The organism is Rhizobium sp. YTU87027 (genome assembly GCF_050644135.1).
Classification (GTDB): Bacteria; Pseudomonadota; Alphaproteobacteria; order Rhizobiales; family Rhizobiaceae; genus Rhizobium.
Genome location: NZ_CP098440.1, coordinates 2,399,891 through 2,417,544 on the forward strand (window position 1 = coordinate 2,399,891; position 17,654 = coordinate 2,417,544).

Sequence of the window (17,654 nt, forward strand, 5' to 3'; positions counted from 1 at the left end):
TCGCCGCGAAGCTTGAAGGCTGCACTTCGCAGATGGACCTTCCGCCCGGACAGGAGAGACCGGGCGGAAGTCTTCAGGCGTCAGAGTGACGGGGTGGCGCGCACTCAGGAGCCCTTGCCGCCGCATTTGCCCGAGGCAACGTTGAAGTTGCCGCAGTTCATTGGCTTGCGCCAATCGGAGATTAGGTCTTTCGAGTCAGGCAGGTAGTCGGACCATTCGTCGCCAACGACTGCCGGGGTCTGCTGAACGATTTCGAACTGGCCGTTCGCCTGGATTTCACCGATCAGCACCGGCTTGGTGATGTGGTGGTTCGGCATGACTGTCGCATAGCCGCCCGAAAGATTCGGAACCGTGGTGCCGATGATCGTATCGAGAACCTTGTCCGTGTCGGTCGTGCCCGCAGCCTGAACAGCCTTAACCCAGGCGTTGAAGCCGATATAGGCAGCTTCCATCGGGTCGTTCGTCACGCGCTTGTCGTTCTTGGTGAAGTCGTGCCACTGCTTGATGAACTTCTTGTTCGCGGGGCTTTCGACCGACTCGAAGTAATTCCAGGCAGCGAGGTGGCCGACGAGCGGCTTGGTGTCGAGACCGGCAAGCTCTTCTTCGCCGACCGAGAAAGCGACAACCGGGATATCGGTTGCCTTGACACCCTGGTTGCCGAGCTCCTTATAGAACGGGACGTTCGCGTCACCATTGATGGTCGAGACCACAGCCGTCTTCTTGCCGGCGGAACCAAATTCCTTGATCTTCTTCACTTCTGTCTGCCAGTCGGAGAAGCCGAACGGCGTGTAGTTGATGATGATGTCTTCCTTCGGAATGCCCTTGGATTCAAGGTAGGCTTCCAGGATCTTGTTCGTCGTGCGCGGATAGACGTAGTCGGTGCCTTCGAGCACGAAGCGCTTAACGCCTTCCTTTTCCATCAAATAGTCGACCGCCGGGATCGCCTGCTGGTTCGGAGCAGCACCCGTGTAGAAGATGTTGCGCGAAGACTCTTCGCCTTCGTACTGGACCGGGTAGAAGAGGATCGAGTTCAGCTCTTCGAAGACGGGCAGCACCGACTTGCGTGACGAGGACGTCCAGCAACCGAAGACGGCCGCGACCTTGTCCTTTTCGATCAGTTCGCGTGCCTTTTCGGCAAACAGCGGCCAGTCGGAAGCCGGATCGACGACGACGGCTTCGAGCTTCTTGCCGAGAAGACCGCCCTTCTTGTTCTGCTCGTCGATGAGCATCAGCATGGCGTCTTTCAGCGTCGTTTCGGAGATCGCCATCGTGCCGGACAGCGAATGCAGAACGCCGACCTTGATGGTGTCGTCAGCCGCAACGGCTCCATGGAATGCGGCCGTGGCCGACATGACGGCGCCGAGTGCGGCGCCCGTGATATAGGACTTGAGATTCATCTGGTTGATCCCCTCTTCTTGTTCGACAACAGGCCGAAAACCGGCAGTTAACTGTTGCTTAAGGGACTATCCGGTGCTGCAGCGCGAAAGCGTATACGCAATATGACGTAGTGGACGGGGCGAAATGTGCAGTTTTGCGCTGCGCCGCACTCTTAAGCCTCGTGTCGTTCCGTGTTACGAACGCATGACAAGGGGAACAAAAGGGGCTGGCACCAAGGCATGGCAGCGCGGCAACGCATCATTCCGGTCCGGCGCGAATACAATCGCTGGGTGGCGAACCAGACGCTGGAAGACTACGCGCTGCGCTTTACCGCAAAGAGCGCCCGGCAGTTCTCGTCGCAACGCATCTCGCAAACCGCGATCGGCGCCATTTCCTTCCTCGCGCTCGAAGCGATCGGCGGCGCGATCACCCTCTCCTATGGCACAACCAACGCCTTTTTCGCCATTGTCGTCGCCTCGATCGCCATGCTTGCCATCGGCCTGCCGATCAGCCGCTATGCGATCCGCCACGGCGTCGATATCGATCTGCTGACGCGAGGCGCGAGCTTCGGCTATATCGGCTCGACGGTCACGTCCCTGATCTATGCCAGCTTCACCTTCATGCTGTTTGCGATCGAGGCCTCGATCATGTCCGGCGCTCTGGAGCTGACGCTCGGTATCCCTCTGTGGATCGGCTACATCGTCAGCGCCCTCATGGTCATTCCGCTGGTCACGCACGGCGTTCGGCTGATCAGCCGGTTTCAATTGCTGACTCAGCCTTTCTGGATCGTCCTCAACGTCCTGCCCTTCCTGTTCATCGCCGTCATGGATTGGGAGAAGTTCGATCTCTGGCGGGCTTTTGCCGGTATCCGCCATGCGTCCGGCCCGCCCGGTACCGTCGCCCCCTTCGATCTCGTCGAGTTCGGCGCCGCCTCCGCCGTCATTCTGGCGCTGATGTCGCAGATCGGCGAACAGGCCGACTTCCTGCGCTTTCTGCCGCCGGAGAAGCAACGCAACTGGCGCCACCGCCTCGCCGTCTTCCTCGCCGGCCCCGGTTGGGTGATCATCGGTGCGCCGAAGCTGCTCGCCGGCTCCTTCCTCGTCGTGCTCACCTTCGCGTCGGGCGTGCCGGTCGATCGTGCCGCCGATCCGGCCCAGATGTACCTGACAGCCTTCGGCTACATGATCCCCTGGCACAATGCCGCGCTGCTGCTGATGGCTGCCTTCGTGGTGGTCTCGCAGTTGAAGATCAACGTGATGAATGCCTATGCCGGCTCGCTTGCCTGGTCGAATTTCTTCTCCCGCCTCACCCACAGCCATCCCGGCCGCGTCATCTGGCTCGTCTTCAATGTGGCAATCGCGCTTCTGCTGATGGAGCTCGGCATCTACAAGCTGCTGGAAGAAACACTCGGCATCTTCTCGATCATCGCCATGGCCTGGCTCTGCACGATCTCGGCCGATCTCTTCATCAACAAACCGCTCGGGCTCGCCCCTCCCGGCATCGAGTTCAAGCGTGCCCACCTCTACGACATCAACCCGGTCGGCCTCGGCGCCATGACGCTGTCGGCCGGCATTGCGCTCATCGCGCATTTCGGCGTTTTTGGTTCCATCGCCGCCTCGCTCGCGCCCTACATCACACTCGTCGCCGCACTGATCGCGTCGCCGCTCATCGCCTGGGGCACGAAGGGCAAATTCTACCTCGCGCGCAAGCCGCGCCACAGCTGGAAGAACCTGACAAACATCACCTGCTCTGTCTGCGAGCATCCCTTCGAACCGGAGGACATGGCCTGGTGCCCGGCCTATGCGGCGCCGATCTGCTCCCTCTGCTGTTCGCTCGACAGCCGCTGTCACGACATGTGCAAGCCGAAGGCGCGCTTCAACGCACAGGTCGGTGCGGTCGCCAAGGCAGTCCTACCGGACACGGTCGTTGAGAAGCTGACCACCCGCCTCGGCCGCTACGGCATCGCCGTTGTGCTGGCACTGACGGCCGTCGGCACGATCCTTGCCATGATCGCCCATCAGGTCTCCGCAGCCTCGCCGGAAACCGCCGAGGTGGTGAACCGCACCATCCTGATCGTCTTCTTCGTCTTCGCCGTCATCGGCGGCGTCGTTTGCTGGTTCTACGTGCTCGCGCATGACAGCCGGGTCGTTGCCGAGGAAGAGTCCTCGCGCCAGAATACGCTGCTGCTGAAGGAAATCGCCGCCCACAAGAAGACCGACGCGGCACTCCAGACCGCCAAGGAAACCGCCGAAGCCGCCAACCGCGCCAAGAGCCGCTATGTCGTCGGCCTCAGTCACGAATTGCGTACGCCGCTGAATGCCGTGCTCGGCTACGCGCAGATTCTCGAGCGCGACGAAACCATTCCCACTCCGCGGCAGTCGTCGATCAAGGTCATCCGCCGCAGCGCCGAGCATCTCTCCGGCCTCATCGATGGTCTCCTCGATATCTCCAAGATCGAAGCCGGGCGCCTCCAGGTCTATTCCAACGAGATCAACATTCAGGACTTCCTGGATCAGATCGTCGACATGTTCCGCCCGCAGGCGCAGGCTAAGGGATTGACCTTCCATCACGACCGTTCACCCGCCCTGCCCCAGTTCGTACGCACCGACGAGAAGCGGCTGCGCCAGATCCTCGTCAACCTGCTCTCCAATGCCATCAAGTTCACCGACGAAGGCAGCGTTACCTTCGACGTCGGGTATCGCAGTCAGGTCGCGACCTTCACCGTTACCGACACCGGGCGTGGCATTGCCGAGAAGGACTTGAGCCGCATCTACGAGCCTTTCCAGCGTGGCGAGGCCGACAGCATCCGCCCAATGCCGGGCCTTGGTCTCGGCCTGACGATCACGCAGCTGCTGACGAACACCCTCGGGGGTGAAATCTCGGTAAGCAGCGAGAAGGATCGCGGAACAGTCTTCCGCGTTCGCCTCATGCTTTCCGCCGTGCTTCGCGAAATGACGGTTCCGCCGCAGGAAAAGAAGATCGTCAGCTACGACGGTCCACGACGCACGATCGTCGTCGTGGACGACAATGAGGACCATCGCGACATGATGCGCGAGGTGCTTGCTCCTCTCGACTTCGTCGTTCTGACCGCGGCAAGCGGCGCAGACTGCCTGACCTTGATCGAAGGCATCCAGCCCGATCTGTTTCTCGTCGATATCTCGATGCCGGGCATGAATGGCTGGCAACTCGTCTCGCGCCTGCGCGCAAGTGGCCAGACCGCTCCGATCGTTATGCTGTCCGCCAATATCGGCGACGCCGCCGCTCACCGCGATAGCGACGACAGCCACAGCGATGCCATCGGCAAGCCGGTCGACATCAAGCAGCTGCGTGACAAGCTTGCGCTGCATCTGGGCTTGAAGTGGATCTATGCGGAGGCGATCCAGCCTGCCCCCACGAAACATGATCGATCGATGGTCAGCCCGGGACCCGCTCACATCCAGGAATTGTTGCGGCTTGCCGAGATCGGCTACATCCGAGGCATCGAGGCAAAGCTCACCGACCTTGCCAAGGTGGAAGCAAATCAGCCATTTACAGATGAACTTCGTTCCTATGCGGCCTCATTCGATCTGAACGGCCTCATGAATTTCCTGCACCGCTTCGATGAGAAGGTAGAGACCCTTGGCTGAGTTCCCGCGCGATATCGTTCTGCTGGTCGATGACTCGCCTGAGGCGTTGGGGTTCCTGACCGATGCTCTAGAGCAGTCCGGTTTCTCCGTACTGATAGCGACAGCGGGCTCCGCCGCGCTGAACATCGTGGAACGGATTACCCCCGACATCATTCTGCTAGATGCGATCATGCCATCCATGGATGGCTTCGAGACCTGTAGGAAACTCAAATCCAATCCGGCGATCAGCCAGATACCAGTCATCTTCATGACCGGTCTGACGGAGACCGAACATGTCGTTCGCGCTCTTGAATCCGGAGGCGTCGACTACCTGACGAAGCCGATCAATATCGATGAACTGCGAGCGCGGATCGGTGTCCACTTGCGCAACGCACGCTCGACACAAAGCGCGCGCGTTGCGCTGGACGCCGCCGGTCGGCATTTGCTTGCCGTCAAGGGCGACGGTGACATTCACTGGTCGACGCCACAGGCGACACGTCTCGTCAACGCTGCAATGAACAGAGACGACGCTATGGACACGGTGGTCAGCAAGATTGCCGAATGGATGAAGACCCGCCCGGCCTCAGCCCGCGACGGCGCGATCTCGCTTTCGCATGCCGGCAAGGACGTGCTTCAGCTTGCCTTTCTTGGCGCGATCGGTGCTGACGAATATCTGTTTCGCCTGACAGCAAATAACGCACGCGCCGACGACGAGGTGCTGCGCCGGCATTTCTCGCTGACACAGAGAGAGTCCGAAGTGCTGTTATGGATTGCGAAGGGCAAAGCCAACCGCGATATCGGCGAGATTCTCGGTCTGTCGGCGCGCACGGTGAACAAGCACCTCGAACAGATCTATGTGAAGCTCGGCGTCGAAAACCGCGCCTCCGCAGCGGTCAAAGCCGCTCATGTTCTGCACGAGACGTGACCGACCATCCGGCGGATCGAACCGACAGCTCAAACAACGCGATCAGGTGGCGATCTGCCCTCGAAGAAGGCGGTAACATTGTCCACCACCTTCATCCCCATGGCCGTGCGGGTTTCCTCCGTCGCGCTGCCGAGATGAGGTAGCAGAACAACATTCTCCATGGCCCTCAACGCGTCTGGTACGTGCGGCTCGGCCGCATACACGTCAAGCCCGGCGCCGCGGATGACGCCGCCCTTGAGGGCCGAAATCAAAGCGACCTCGTCGACAACATCGCCGCGTGCCGTATTGATCAGGAAAGCACCGGGCTTCATTGCCGCAAGCCGCTCTGCGTTCATCAGGTGCCGGTTTTGCGCGCCGCCTGGGCAATGCAGGGATACGAAATCGGATTGCGCCAATGCGTCCTCGACCGTTGGCAATTGACGGGCGCCATAGCGCGCGGCTTCCGCGGGATCGACGGGAGACCTGTTGTAGAAAACCACGTCCATGCCGAAGCCGAAATGACAACGCTGCGCGAACGCCTTGCCGATGCGCCCAAAGCCGATGATGCCCACCGTTTTGCCGGTGACCTTCGTCCCAATCATATGCGTCGGGCACCACCCGTCCCACTCGCCGGAGCGGACCTGACGCTCTCCCTCGCCGCCCCGCCGGGCAACCGTCAGCAGCAGCAGCATGGCGATGTCAGCCGTGCAATCGGTCAGCACGCCGGGAGTATTTGTCACCACGATCCCGCGATCCCTGGCGGCATTAGTATCGATATGATTGTAACCGACGCCGAAATTGCCGAGTATGCGTGTGCGCGGTGTCGCCACATCAAAAACAGCTGCGGGCAACTTGTCCGAGACCGTCGGCAGAATTGCATCGTACTCTCCGATCGCCCGGGCCAGCGCCTCCACACTCATCGCCTGATCGTCCAGATTCAATGTTGCATCGAACCGTTCCGAAAGAATGCGTTCGACGGCTGACGGCCAGCGGCGTGTGACGAGAATGCGTGGCTTGGACATGGTCACCTGTTCCGGATGCTGTGATTGGCCTTCTAGCCAGTAGCGCAAAAAGACCGACGGGCCAAACGGAAGAAGCCCGGTCTTGCGACCGGGCTTCCAAAATCTGCACAAGCGGGGATGAACCCTTACTTGGCTTCCTGCGGGAAGTAGCTGTACTTGCCGTCCGGACCCTTCTTCCACTCGTACATGATGTAGCCGGGAAGCTTCGGGTCGCCCTTTTCGTCGAACGACATGTCGCCGAGAACGGTCGGGAACGGGCCTTTTGCCTTCAGTGCAGCGGCAACGGCTTCTGCGTCCGTCGAACCAGCAGCCTTCGCACCGCCAGCGATCGACTGGAGTGCAGCGTAGGAGTAGAGCGTATACGCTTCCGGGTTGAAGCCGGCGGCCTTGAACTTCGCAACGAGGTCCTTGTTGGCCGGGTTAAGCGTCGGATCGGGACCGAAGGTGTTCAGCGTGCCGGCAACTGCGTCGCCAGCGATCGATGCCAGTTCGTTCGAAACGATACCATCACCGGAAACCAGCGTAGCCTTGAGGCCCTGGTCTGCAGCCTGACGGATGATCAGACCAGCTTCGGTGTGGAGACCACCCCAATAGATGATCGACACGCCGGCTTCCTTCATCTTGGCGATGAGGGCCGAGAAGTCCTTGTCACCAACGTTGATGCCTTCGTAGAGGGCTTCGGTAACGCCAGCAGCGTTCAGAGACTTCTTGGTTTCGTCAGCGAGACCCTGGCCGTAAGGCGTCTTGTCGTGAACGACAGCGATCTTGGCGTCCTTGAAGTGGTCAGCAAGATACTTGCCGGCGATTGCACCCTGCTGGTCGTCACGGCCGCAGGTACGGAACGTGTTCCAGAGACCGCGCTCGGTGAACTTCGGGTTCGTAGCGGCCGGGGTGATTTCGAGCATGCCGTTTTCAGCGTAGACTTCGGAAGCCGGGATCGAAACGCCCGAGTTGAAGTGGCCGATAACGAACTTGACGCCGTCAGCAGCGAACTTGTTCGCAACCGAGATGCCCTGCTTCGGGTCGGAAACGTCGTCGCCGAGTACGATCTTGACCTGCTCGCCGTTGATGCCGCCAGCAGCGTTGATGTCGGCGGCCGCCTGCTCTGCGCCCTTCTGGAGCTGAGCGCCGAAGGCGGCGTTCGGGCCGGTCAGCGGACCAGCAACGCCAACGATGATGTCGGCCCATGCGTTGCCGCTGAAGGCGACCATCGCCGTCAGAGCTACAGCCGACAGGAGAGACTTTTTCATTCTATTACTCCCAATTTTTTAGCGGGTTCTGTTCCACTACCCGGCGCATTACCCACTTTACTGCGCCAGGAAACTTGTTCCACTCGAAGGGGCAATCTGTCCCTAGATTCAACCGGCTGTCAATGTTTTGCCTTCCAGGAGAAGGGGGACGTCTTTTGGTATAGCCAGTAGTAGTTATTGACCATCTGATTGGTCCGGCGATAGCGATAGCCAGCCGTCGAGAAGATCAAAAGAAGGACGAAGTCGATCACATAGTAAAAGAGACTGAGGACCGGTCCATCGAACAGTGCGTGATGCAGGAATTGCATCGCGCCGGCGAGCAGAACCGTATAGGCGATCACCAGAGGATAGCCGCTCCAGCTCTCCGCCGCGGCTCTGCCGGCCCGCCACGCCGTCCAGAACCCGATCAGCACGACAAAAAGCCGAATGGCGCTGCGCACACCCGTATCGCCCTCAAAGAAAAGTCCCTGCATATCAAAGTCTCCTCTTCGTCATGCTCAATGACGCCCGCCTTCAAGATAGGCGGCACGAACTTCCGGATTAGCCAGCAGCTCCGCACCGGAACCGCTCATAGTGACCTTGCCGTTGACCATGACATAGGCGCGGTCCGACAAGCGCAGTGCTGCAAAAGCGTTCTGCTCCACGAGGAAGACGGTCAACCCCTCTTCCTTGTTCAACTTCTTGATCGCCTCGAAAATGCCCTTGACGATCAGCGGAGCAAGACCAAGCGAGGGCTCATCGAGGAGCAGAAGCTTCGGACGCGCCATCAGCGCGCGACCGATCGAAAGCATCTGCTGCTCGCCGCCCGATAGCGTGCCGCCGCGCTGGCCCTGCCGCTCCTTAAGGCGCGGAAACATCGCAAAGACTTTCTCGACGTCCTCTTTGAAGTATTTCAGATTGTCGAGGCCGGCACCCATCTGGAGGTTTTCCATGACGGTCATGCGCGGGAAAATACGCCGCCCCTCCGGCGACTGGGCGATGCGCAGCCGTGCAATCTCGTGCGTGGGCAAACGCGTGATGTTTTGCCCATCGAAGATCACCGAGCCGGCGCGTGCCTGCGGGCTTCCGCAAATCGTCATCATCAGCGTCGACTTGCCGGCGCCGTTGGCACCGATCAGGCTGACGATCTCGCCCCGATGGACCTCGACGTCGATTCCGGCCAGGGCCCGGATGTTGCCGTAATAGGTTTCAACGCCCTGAACGTTTAGAAGTGGCTGACCAGTCATTAGTGCGAGCCTCCTTCGAGGTTCTCTACGGCTGCAATCACTTCTTCCACTTCCTCGTCCTCGACACCGAGATAGGCCGCGATAACCCGCGGATCGTGCTTCACTTCTTCAGGCGTGCCGTCGGAAATCTTCTGGCCGTATTCTAGCACGACGACATGGTCGGAAATTTCCATGACCACCGACATGTCGTGCTCAATCAGCAGGATCGACGTGCCGCTGTCCGTACGGATGCTGCGCAGCAGCGCGTTCAGCGCAGCCGACTCGCGGGGATTGAGGCCAGCGGCGGGCTCGTCGAGGCACAGAAGCTCCGGTTCGGTACACATGGCGCGCGCAATCTCGAGCCGGCGCTGAGCGCCGTAAGGCAGATCACCAGCCGGGTCATCGGCGCGATCGATGAGATCAGCCTTCTGAAGCCAGTGGCGCGCCAGTTCGATGGCGTTCTTCGCCTCGGTCCGATACGGCCCGATGCCCACGAGACCCATCAAGGTGAACCCGGACGCCTTCATCAGCTTGTTGTGCTGGGCGACGAGTAGATTTTCGAGAACCGTCAGGCCGGAAAACAGCCGAATGTTCTGGAACGTGCGGGCGACCTTAGCTTCTTTGGTAATTCGGAAGTCCGGAAGGCGTTCCAGCAAGAACTCCTTGCCGCCCTTCTGCTTCAGCGTGATCATCCCCATCGTTGGCTTGTAAAAGCCGGTGATACAATTGAAGACCGTCGTCTTGCCGGCACCGTTCGGGCCGATGAGTGCGGTAATGTCGCCGCGCTTGGCTTCAAATGAGAAGTCGTTAATCGCCATCAGGCCGCCGAACTTCATCGACAGGTGCTCGACCTTGAGCAGAGTATCGCTGGTCATATTGATTTCCTGAGAGCTCATCAACCGTGGCCCTCCTTGGTGAAGCTTCCGGATACGGCCTTGCGCTCCTTGAGGAAGGCTGTCGGTTCACGCGATCCCACGAAACCGCGCGGCTTGATCAGCATCACGACGACCATCGCCAAACCGAACAGCAGCATGCGATAGAGCTCGGGTGTGAAGTCCGGTCCGAAAATCGCTTTCAGGAAATCCATCTCACGCAGCAGTTCCGTGCCGCCGACCATGACGATTGCGGCAATCGCAATACCCGTCAGCGAACCCATGCCGCCGAGGACGACGATGGCGAGGATGACAGCCGATTCCAGGAAGACAAACGATTCTGGAGAAACGAAGCCTTGGCGGGCAGCAAAGAAGGAGCCCGCGAAGCCGCCAAACATGGCGCCCGTTGCAAAGGCCGTGAGCTTCGTCGTCGTCGTGTTGATGCCAAGGGAGCGGCAGGCGATTTCATCCTCGCGCAGGGCTTCCCATGCGCGGCCAATCGGCATCCGGCGCAGGCGGATCGTCACATAGGCGGTCAGCATGCAAAGGGCCAGGATCAGGTAGAACAGAAAGATCTTGTAGTAGGCCGAGGACATCGGAAGATGGAAGAGCTTCGCAAAGCCGCCGGCGCTCGCATCAAAGGGAATGCCAAAAAGCGTTGCCTTTGGGATACCCGAGATGCCGAACGTGCCCTTGGTGAGATCCGTCCAGTTGATAATCACGAGACGAATGATTTCACCGAAAGCGAGTGTCACGATCGCGAGGTAGTCACCACGCAGGCGCAGGACAGGGAAGCCCAGAATGACACCCCACAGCGCTGCCAAAATACCGGACAGAGGCAGCAGCACCCAGAACGACAGTCCGAAATAGCTGGATAGAAGCGCGTAAGAATACGCTCCGATTGCGTAGAACGCGACGTAACCGAGATCGAGCAGGCCGGCGAGACCGACAACGATGTTCAGCCCCCAGGCCAGCATCACGTAGATCAGGATCTGGATACCAAAGTTATCCACCCACTTCAGCGAACCCTGCGGGCCAGCAACAGCATAGATGAACGGGGGATAGAGCAGCAGCGCCACGAGCGCGATCTTCAGAAAATGCGTGTGAAAAAAGCCCTTCTCGGTCGAGATGTCCAGCTCGCCACTGCGTGCCTTTTTCAGCTTGCGGGCATCCAGATGCGGCTTCACAAAAACGACCATCAGGAAGCGGCCGACGGCAGCAATCGCGACGAAGATGGCCAGGAGGCCCCAGCGCTGAACAATGATGAGTTCGTTGCTGATGTTCTGATCGGTCTTCAGACCGACATACAGCACGAACATGCCGAACGCGATCAGGGCTGCGAACAGGGCTTCTTTAATACCCGTCTGGACAAGTCCGGCTTTGGCGGGCTTGTCAGCGGAACGTACAACATTTTCCATGACGTTAAACCTTCTCGACTTCCGGCCGGCCCAGGATACCCGTCGGCTTGAAGATCAGCACGAAAGCGAGGATGGCGAATGTCGCCACATCCTTGTACGCGATGGTGAAGTAAGCCGACCACAGCGACTCGATCAGGCCAATCATCAACCCGCCCAGAACAGCGCCTGGAAGCGAACCGATGCCGCCGAGAACGGCCGCGGTGAACGCCTTCACACCCGGTACGAAGCCATCGTTGAAGTTCACGACACCATAATACATCAGATACATCGTGCCCGCGACCGCAGCGAGCGCCGCACCCATGATGAAGGTGATGGAAATCGTCTGATCGACATTGACGCCCAAAAGAGCCGCCATCTTGCGGTCCTGCTCGGTTGCGCGCTGGGCACGGCCGAGAGACGTGTGATTGACGAGATACCAGAACACCGTCAGCAGCACGACCGTAATGAGGATAATGACGATCTGCTTCAGCGAAATGGAAATGCCGGCAATGTTGTAGACGGTGCTGACCAGCGGCGGAATCGGCTTGTTGCGCGGACCCTGCGTGACCTGAATGAAGTTCGACAGCGTGATCGACATGCCAATCGCGGTGATCAGCGGCGCGAGACGGAAGGATCCACGCAGCGGACGATAAGCAACGCGCTCAATCGTCCAGTTCCACAAACTCGTCATCAGCATCGCAATGAGCAGCATGACCAGAAGCAGAACTGCAACCGGAAGGCCCGCGAACATGGAAGTGAGGACGAGAAAGACAATAAGGCCGGCAAAACCGCCAAGCATGAAGATATCGCCATGGGCGAAGTTGATCATGCCGATAATGCCGTAAACCATCGTATAGCCAATAGCCACAAGGCCATAGATGGATCCAAGAGTCAGCCCATTAACGAGCTGCTGGACAAAATATTCCATATGTCATTTCCCCTGGATGCAGACCGCTTCAGCCGGCATCTCTTGTTATTAGAGCCTTTGATGAGCCCTTGATTAAGGATTTCATACCGCTTTCAAACCAAAAGGGAAGTGCAAAATCGCAAAGCTCCAAAGTTCTTTGCCGTTTTAGTGAAAATGACTTTTTTACGGTCAGGAATTCGCTTTTTTTGGCACGCAGAGCTCAAGAAAGCGCTTTTTGACTGTAAACGGCACAGATGCCGCAGAACATCGCCACCGGAGACCAGTCGCTGCCAGCTGCACGTAGCTGGAATTCTCTTCATGGAAGCATCGCTTCGCATTTTTGAAACGCGACCAAATGCACACGACGAACTTACGCGGGATACGATTCCCATCGCCGGAAGAATTGCCTATATAGAGCAAAGCGCTTTACACAGGCGCGACATGTGACATCCGGAAGGCGAGCAATGCTCGAAACATTTGAGCGCGCCGCTCTCGAAGCGGGCAAGGAAATCATGCAGGTGTACCTTGAGGGATGCCCGTCGGCCAGGAAGGCTGACAACAGCCCGGTCACCATCGCCGACGAGCGGGCCGAGCGCATTATCATCGCACAGCTTGAAGCAGCCTTCCCCAACACGCCGATTATCGCGGAAGAATCGGTGGCGGCTGGCAACACCCCTGTGATCGGCAGGTCGTTCTTCCTTGTGGACCCGCTGGACGGCACTCGGGAATTCATCGACAAGCGGCCCGAATTCACCGTGAATATCGCCTTCATCAGCGACGGACGCCCTCTTGCCGGGATCGTCTACGCCCCTGCCCTTGGCGTCGCCTTTGCCGGCGAGAACGACAGGGCCGAGAAGCTCTTGGTCGATGAGCATTTTCACGTGAGCCGGCGGACAGCTATCCAGGTGCGCTCGCAACCGTCCGACCGGACGGCGTTGGCAAGCAGATCCCACAACAGCCCCGAGACGGACGCCTTTCTTGCGGCAAACGCCATCTCGCGATGCACCAACATCGGTTCTTCCCTGAAATTCTGCATGCTGGCCGAAGGGCTGGCTGACGTCTATCCGCGCTTCACGCGCACGATGGAGTGGGATACGGCTGCCGGCGACGCCGTGCTGCGCGCCGCGGGCGGCTCGACGGTCACGCTGGACGGATTGCCGCTGACCTACGGCAAGACCTCACAGGCGCATGACAGCGACTTCGCCAACCCGAGCTTCATTTCCTGGGGCAGCACCAAATCCGCGCTGCAGCGGGCATAACCCCGTCGAAAAACCAAGCAAAATCAGCAGGACGCGCGCCTCGCGGTCCACGCCCCGTTCACCGCATCTAGGAGCCTCGGTGAATGAAACCACGCCGGGCTGCGCCGGCGATTCCGGGAGCTGCAAGCCGTGTCTGACCAGACGAACAATCTCGCCCTGCCCTACATCCTGCCGTCCCAGGCACAGAAGCACGTGACCCACAACGAGGCGCTGCAACGTCTCGATGCCATAATCCAACTCTCGATCGCGGGCGAGCCCTCCCTTCCACCGTCTGACGCTTCCGAGGGGCAATGCTATCTTGTTGCCGAAGGAGCCGGTGGCGCGTGGTCCGGAAAGGACGGAATGCTGGCCCTCCGCCAGGACGGCGCCTGCATCTACATCGAGCCGAAGACGGGCTGGCGCGCCTTTTTCATGACGCAAGGCCAACTCCGTGCCCTCAGCAACGACGCGTGGCGGGCGATATCGCTTGATGACGACGGTTCCGTTCCCATGATCGGCGTCAACACATCGCCCGATGCTGTTAACCGCCTGTCAGTCGCTTCGGACGCAAGTCTCTTCAACTCATTCTGGCACTGGACACCAGTTGAAGGTGAACAAGTCCGCCACCGCGGAAACGGGCACCCTGCTGTTTCAGACTGCATGGTCGGGTCGGGCGGAAATGGGTCTCGCCGGAAGCGACGAGTTTTCCGTTAAGGTCAGCGGCGACGGCAGCGATTGGCTGACTGCTCTGACAATTTCACCCCGAGGTGCCGTGAGAACTCCAGCAAGGCCGACCGCGCGGGTGTCCTTGGCCGCAGGAACATCCACACCGGCATCCGGCAGCCGAACCGGTTTCAGCGATTTTCATGTGCTGCAGGGTGGCTTCACCCTCGGCCCGGTCGTTTTGTCCGGCGTCGGCGATCGCCTGCTTATTCCGGAGACCGGTCTCTACATCCTGCTGCTGACAGCAAGCACATTATCTTCTTACGGGCACGCGGCAGTGGTAGAAGCAAACGGCACAACGGCACTTGCATCCGCTGTTGGCCCGGCTTCGGCTGGCGTGGCGCGTCATACTGCGTGCGCGCTGGTGTCACTGACTGAAGGGGATTGGCTGGCCCTCCTGCATGACGGCAGTGCGCAATATGAGTTTGGAGCCACGAAGACCGAACTCTCAGCAATCATGCCGTAAATTAGATCGATGATGCCTAGAGCAGGCGATAGCGGAATGCGCGGGCAATTGCCTGCATGCGATTGACGGAATCGAGCTTTCGCATCGCACTCTTCAAATAGCCGACGACTGTATGGGCGGAGAGATCAAGAATAATCGCGATCTCTTCACTGCTCTTTCCCGCAGCCGACCAGCGCAGGCATTCGACTTCCCGGCTGCTGAGGCTTTCCGTGGGCTGCTCCGGAGGGTTCTGCTGTCCGTATAACTCTAGGAATTCCATCGCGCGAAAAACCTGCTCCATCGCCTCCGCACGAGTTAGGCGCACGCGATCCCCCGAGAACACAAAAACGTACTGCCGCAAATGCATGTCATGCAAAGCAAACGCAAAGGTGCTTTTCAGGCCATGCACCCTGAAGAGTGTCGTCAGCTGCTGGTTCTCTTGATTTGCCGCCGCGCTCTCGAAAGGCGGGTTATCGCAAAAGACCGGCATCGCCGTCCTTTTGAGAGCAGCGAGAAGCTTGCAGCAATAGAAGAGGTCTGTTTCCTCATAGAAATTGATGAGCTCTTGTGGCCAATTGCCGACAAGATAGTTGCTGACGAAGCCACTGCGGTCTCCGCGCGGAAATTCGGCCAGCAAGTAGTGATTGAATCCAGCCTCTGTTGCTATTTCGGCGACGTAGTCGCTGAATCGTTCCATGGACATTTTCTGCCCAGACGCGATCCGCGAAAAAACAGTATCGCCCGCGCCGTCGCGGACGGCACGTTCTTGTCTCTTCATTCTCTTGTCCCTCGGCGGCAACCTTCGGCTCGACTTCTTCATCTGCCGACCCTAGAGAGGTCGCACAGCATCCGAGAAAAGCAAAAGCCTCCGTATCAAAAGGATACGAAGCAAACAGCCTTAGTCATTCCGGACACTACAGTAAGAACGGAGACGAATTCTTGCGCTCACAACTATGTTGCAGCGCTTATAAATTGGCGATTATCAATTGCCCACCGACCATTACGCATGGCTCCTATGCGCTCACCACAAATTTACGCCGGGGAAGTCTGCAACGGACGCAAATCGCTTCTTGGCCGGTCGACGCCTAAATTTCTTATCAAAGTGTTACGATGCGCTTAGGCAATTCTTAAATGTGACAAGCTAGAGTGGCTGCCGTGGTCTTGAGTTGTGTAGAGAGTCCAATGACCGAAATGATACGTCCCCGAGTAAAATATGTCATCGGCCCCGATGGCAGCCCGCTGACGATTGCGGATTTGCCGCCGCCGAACACAAGGCGCTGGGTTATCCGCCGCAAAGCAGAGGTTGTAGCGGCCGTTCGTGGTGGCCTGTTGAGCTTGGAAGAAGCCTGCGAGCGTTACACGTTGACTGTCGAAGAGTTTCTGTCCTGGCAGTCTTCCATTAACAGCCACGGCCTTGCCGGTTTGCGCACAACGCGCATCCAGCAGTATCGTCACTGACAAGCCCTTTCGGGCAACGAATTCTACGTTTCGGGCCGATTGGATCTCCTGAGGAGGATCCACAGACGGCCCGAAATCATTAACGCAGCCAGATGATGCCCTGCTTCCATCAGCTGCTAGAAGCCTCACCATAGCTTTTCTGCCCCATGGACCACTCGGCAGGAACTCGATCGGTGACCAGAAATCGCTGCCGGCCTGGTACCGGCAGCAATCTCCCCTACCGTGCGTCTCAATCGAACACAGTGTCCTTGCCGGCCGGCTTGGCGCGGCTGAGACGACATGCCAATTTCCACCAACAGCGAAATATTGATGAGGAATGGCAATGGACATCAAGAACGAAGAGAACGCTTCCGGCGGCCGCTACGTCGCAGAGGTGGAAGGCCACCAGGCCGAAATGACCTACTCCCGCACTTCGCCCAAACTCGTCATCATTGACCACACCGGCGTTCCCGATGCGTTGCGCGGCAAAGGCGTTGGCCAGGCACTTGCGCTGCATGCAGTCGAGGAAGCACGCAAAGGCGGATGGAAGATCTTTCCGCTATGCCCTTTCTTCAAGGCGCAGGCACAACGTCACGAGGAATGGCGCGACGTCGTCAACGGCTAGCGTTGCAAACACGAAAAGCCATGTATGACGGACGCGACAGCCCATCATGCATGGCTTTTTTCGAGGCGATGCCCAAGCGCCAAGTTGCGCCCGTTTCCTGCCTTCAGGCTCTTGCCCGGACTGCGCCGTCGCGCTCTTCCAGCGCGGCTGCACGTGCATATTCCGCCTGCATCTCTTCGAGCGCCTGTTCCAGGGACTCTTCCTGCATCTTCAGCTCCTTGATCGAGACCTGAAGATTATCCGCGCGTTGGCGAGCTGCCTTCGCGAAAGTCGGATAGGCGAAGTGATTCGGGTCGGAAATGCCGGACTTCTTCTCTTCGACGACGATCTGGCTCTCCAGATCCTTCGTCATCCGCTCAAATTCGGACATCATCATCTGCAATTGCTGCAGTTGGCGACGTTTTTCGTTCACCTGAAATTCCTTCAGGCGAACTAGGCTCTCACGCGACTTCATACGCATTACTCCAGTGATGCGAGACCCCTGCTCCACTTTAAATCGCCCCGGCGGGCCGCTTTGACACGGACTGCCGAAAAAATTTCCGTCGGTATTAACAAAAACCTACCGCTGGTAACCTTTCGTTTACGGGCATCGTTAATGATAGTGCCGATGATTTAAGGGTCGGTAAACACAACTACGCGATTTCCGA

At 58.8% G+C, this 17,654-nt stretch carries 17 protein-coding genes; 7 read left to right on the forward strand and 10 right to left on the reverse strand.

Features of this window, described 5'->3' with window-relative positions:
* Positions 1–104: 104 nt before the first annotated feature.
* The gene (gene urtA, locus NBG89_RS12025; protein ID WP_431320155.1) at positions 105–1,397 is read right to left on the reverse strand and encodes an urea ABC transporter substrate-binding protein; all 1,293 of its coding nucleotides are present in this window, start codon (positions 1,395–1,397) and stop codon (positions 105–107) included.
* A 219-nt stretch (positions 1,398–1,616) separates the two neighbouring features.
* On the opposite strand from urtA, the gene NBG89_RS12030 reads away from it, so the two are divergent.
* Together NBG89_RS12030 and NBG89_RS12035 are read left to right on the forward strand one after the other, a co-directional pair.
* Complete coding sequence (locus tag NBG89_RS12030; protein WP_431320156.1) at positions 1,617–5,003, forward strand: hybrid sensor histidine kinase/response regulator; 3,387 nt, start codon at positions 1,617–1,619, stop codon at positions 5,001–5,003.
* Positions 4,996–5,907 carry a response regulator gene (locus NBG89_RS12035; protein WP_431320157.1) on the forward strand — a complete coding sequence of 304 codons (912 nt, stop codon included), beginning with the start codon at positions 4,996–4,998 and terminating at the stop codon, positions 5,905–5,907. The genes NBG89_RS12030 and NBG89_RS12035 overlap by 8 nt, the downstream gene beginning before the upstream one ends.
* 29 nt (positions 5,908–5,936) lie before the next feature.
* On the opposite strand, the gene NBG89_RS12040 is transcribed toward NBG89_RS12035, so the two are convergent.
* The 7 genes from NBG89_RS12040 to NBG89_RS12070 all read right to left on the reverse strand — a co-directional run bounded on the left by NBG89_RS12040 (position 5,937) and on the right by NBG89_RS12070 (position 12,560).
* Entirely contained in the window at positions 5,937–6,908 is a 972-nt protein-coding gene (locus NBG89_RS12040; RefSeq protein WP_431320158.1) for a 2-hydroxyacid dehydrogenase, read from the reverse strand.
* 125 nt (positions 6,909–7,033) lie between these two features.
* Positions 7,034–8,158, reverse strand: a complete 1,125-nt coding sequence (locus tag NBG89_RS12045; RefSeq protein WP_088695057.1) for a branched-chain amino acid ABC transporter substrate-binding protein — start codon at positions 8,156–8,158, stop codon at positions 7,034–7,036.
* A 119-nt stretch (positions 8,159–8,277) separates the two neighbouring features.
* Complete coding sequence (locus tag NBG89_RS12050; RefSeq protein WP_088695058.1) at positions 8,278–8,631, reverse strand: DUF6867 family protein; 354 nt, start codon at positions 8,629–8,631, stop codon at positions 8,278–8,280.
* 24 nt (positions 8,632–8,655) lie between these two features.
* Entirely contained in the window at positions 8,656–9,384 is a 729-nt protein-coding gene (locus NBG89_RS12055) for an ABC transporter ATP-binding protein (protein WP_007533642.1), read from the reverse strand.
* Positions 9,384–10,238: an ABC transporter ATP-binding protein gene (locus NBG89_RS12060; RefSeq protein ID WP_431320159.1), complete on the reverse strand. Its 855-nt coding sequence runs from the start codon at positions 10,236–10,238 to the stop codon at positions 9,384–9,386. Before NBG89_RS12060 ends, NBG89_RS12055 begins: the two co-directional genes overlap by 1 nt.
* Before the next feature lie 20 nt (positions 10,239–10,258).
* Entirely contained in the window at positions 10,259–11,653 is a 1,395-nt protein-coding gene (livM, locus tag NBG89_RS12065) for a high-affinity branched-chain amino acid ABC transporter permease LivM (RefSeq protein ID WP_431320160.1), read from the reverse strand.
* Between the two features lie 4 nt (positions 11,654–11,657).
* Positions 11,658–12,560 carry a branched-chain amino acid ABC transporter permease gene (locus NBG89_RS12070; protein WP_088695062.1) on the reverse strand — a complete coding sequence of 301 codons (903 nt, stop codon included), beginning with the start codon at positions 12,558–12,560 and terminating at the stop codon, positions 11,658–11,660.
* 443 nt (positions 12,561–13,003) lie between these two features.
* Between NBG89_RS12070 and cysQ the strand changes: the two genes are divergently transcribed.
* The 3 genes from cysQ (at position 13,004) to NBG89_RS12085 (ending at position 14,966) form a co-directional block, all read left to right on the forward strand.
* A complete protein-coding gene (cysQ, locus tag NBG89_RS12075; protein WP_431320161.1) occupies positions 13,004–13,798 on the forward strand; it encodes a 3'(2'),5'-bisphosphate nucleotidase CysQ in 795 nt (264 codons plus the stop codon).
* A 129-nt stretch (positions 13,799–13,927) separates the two neighbouring features.
* Positions 13,928–14,491: a DUF2793 domain-containing protein gene (locus NBG89_RS12080; protein ID WP_431320162.1), complete on the forward strand. Its 564-nt coding sequence runs from the start codon at positions 13,928–13,930 to the stop codon at positions 14,489–14,491.
* 58 nt (positions 14,492–14,549) lie between these two features.
* Positions 14,550–14,966: a hypothetical protein gene (locus tag NBG89_RS12085; protein WP_431320163.1), complete on the forward strand. Its 417-nt coding sequence runs from the start codon at positions 14,550–14,552 to the stop codon at positions 14,964–14,966.
* A gap of 16 nt (positions 14,967–14,982) precedes the next feature.
* On the opposite strand, the gene NBG89_RS12090 is transcribed toward NBG89_RS12085, so the two are convergent.
* On the reverse strand, positions 14,983–15,723 hold the full coding sequence (locus NBG89_RS12090) for a LuxR C-terminal-related transcriptional regulator (protein WP_431320164.1): 741 nt from the start codon (positions 15,721–15,723) through the stop codon (positions 14,983–14,985).
* Positions 15,724–16,127: 404 nt separating this feature from the next.
* Between NBG89_RS12090 and NBG89_RS12095 the strand changes: the two genes are divergently transcribed.
* Positions 16,128–16,403 (forward strand): DUF1153 domain-containing protein, encoded by a 276-nt coding sequence (locus tag NBG89_RS12095; RefSeq protein WP_007533628.1) that lies wholly within the window; start codon positions 16,128–16,130, stop codon positions 16,401–16,403.
* Positions 16,404–16,725: 322 nt separating this feature from the next.
* Positions 16,726–17,007, forward strand: coding sequence for a GNAT family N-acetyltransferase (locus NBG89_RS12100; RefSeq protein WP_088695065.1), 282 nt, complete (start codon positions 16,726–16,728; stop codon positions 17,005–17,007).
* 103 nt (positions 17,008–17,110) lie between these two features.
* On the opposite strand, the gene NBG89_RS12105 is transcribed toward NBG89_RS12100, so the two are convergent.
* Positions 17,111–17,461 carry a hypothetical protein gene (locus NBG89_RS12105; RefSeq protein WP_007790305.1) on the reverse strand — a complete coding sequence of 117 codons (351 nt, stop codon included), beginning with the start codon at positions 17,459–17,461 and terminating at the stop codon, positions 17,111–17,113.
* Between the last annotated feature and the right edge of the window lie 193 nt (positions 17,462–17,654).

Bases quoted from the DNA above. Each gene is read 5' to 3' on its own strand.
- NBG89_RS12095 (WP_007533628.1), top strand. From the start codon at position 16,128: ATGACCGAAATGATACGTCCCCGAGTAAAATATGTCATCGGCCCCGAT.
- cysQ (WP_431320161.1), top strand. From the start codon at position 13,004: ATGCTCGAAACATTTGAGCGCGCCGCTCTCGAAGCGGGCAAGGAAATC.
- NBG89_RS12055 (WP_007533642.1), bottom strand. From the start codon at position 9,384: ATGACTGGTCAGCCACTTCTAAACGTTCAGGGCGTTGAAACCTATTAC.
- urtA (WP_431320155.1), bottom strand. From the start codon at position 1,397: ATGAATCTCAAGTCCTATATCACGGGCGCCGCACTCGGCGCCGTCATG.
- NBG89_RS12050 (WP_088695058.1), bottom strand. From the start codon at position 8,631: ATGCAGGGACTTTTCTTTGAGGGCGATACGGGTGTGCGCAGCGCCATT.
- NBG89_RS12060 (WP_431320159.1), bottom strand. From the start codon at position 10,238: ATGACCAGCGATACTCTGCTCAAGGTCGAGCACCTGTCGATGAAGTTC.
- NBG89_RS12090 (WP_431320164.1), bottom strand. From the start codon at position 15,723: ATGAAGAGACAAGAACGTGCCGTCCGCGACGGCGCGGGCGATACTGTT.
- livM (WP_431320160.1), bottom strand. From the start codon at position 11,653: ATGGAAAATGTTGTACGTTCCGCTGACAAGCCCGCCAAAGCCGGACTT.
- NBG89_RS12045 (WP_088695057.1), bottom strand. From the start codon at position 8,158: ATGAAAAAGTCTCTCCTGTCGGCTGTAGCTCTGACGGCGATGGTCGCC.
- NBG89_RS12030 (WP_431320156.1), top strand. From the start codon at position 1,617: ATGGCAGCGCGGCAACGCATCATTCCGGTCCGGCGCGAATACAATCGC.
- NBG89_RS12105 (WP_007790305.1), bottom strand. From the start codon at position 17,461: ATGAAGTCGCGTGAGAGCCTAGTTCGCCTGAAGGAATTTCAGGTGAAC.
- NBG89_RS12100 (WP_088695065.1), top strand. From the start codon at position 16,726: ATGGACATCAAGAACGAAGAGAACGCTTCCGGCGGCCGCTACGTCGCA.
- NBG89_RS12040 (WP_431320158.1), bottom strand. From the start codon at position 6,908: ATGTCCAAGCCACGCATTCTCGTCACACGCCGCTGGCCGTCAGCCGTC.
- NBG89_RS12070 (WP_088695062.1), bottom strand. From the start codon at position 12,560: ATGGAATATTTTGTCCAGCAGCTCGTTAATGGGCTGACTCTTGGATCC.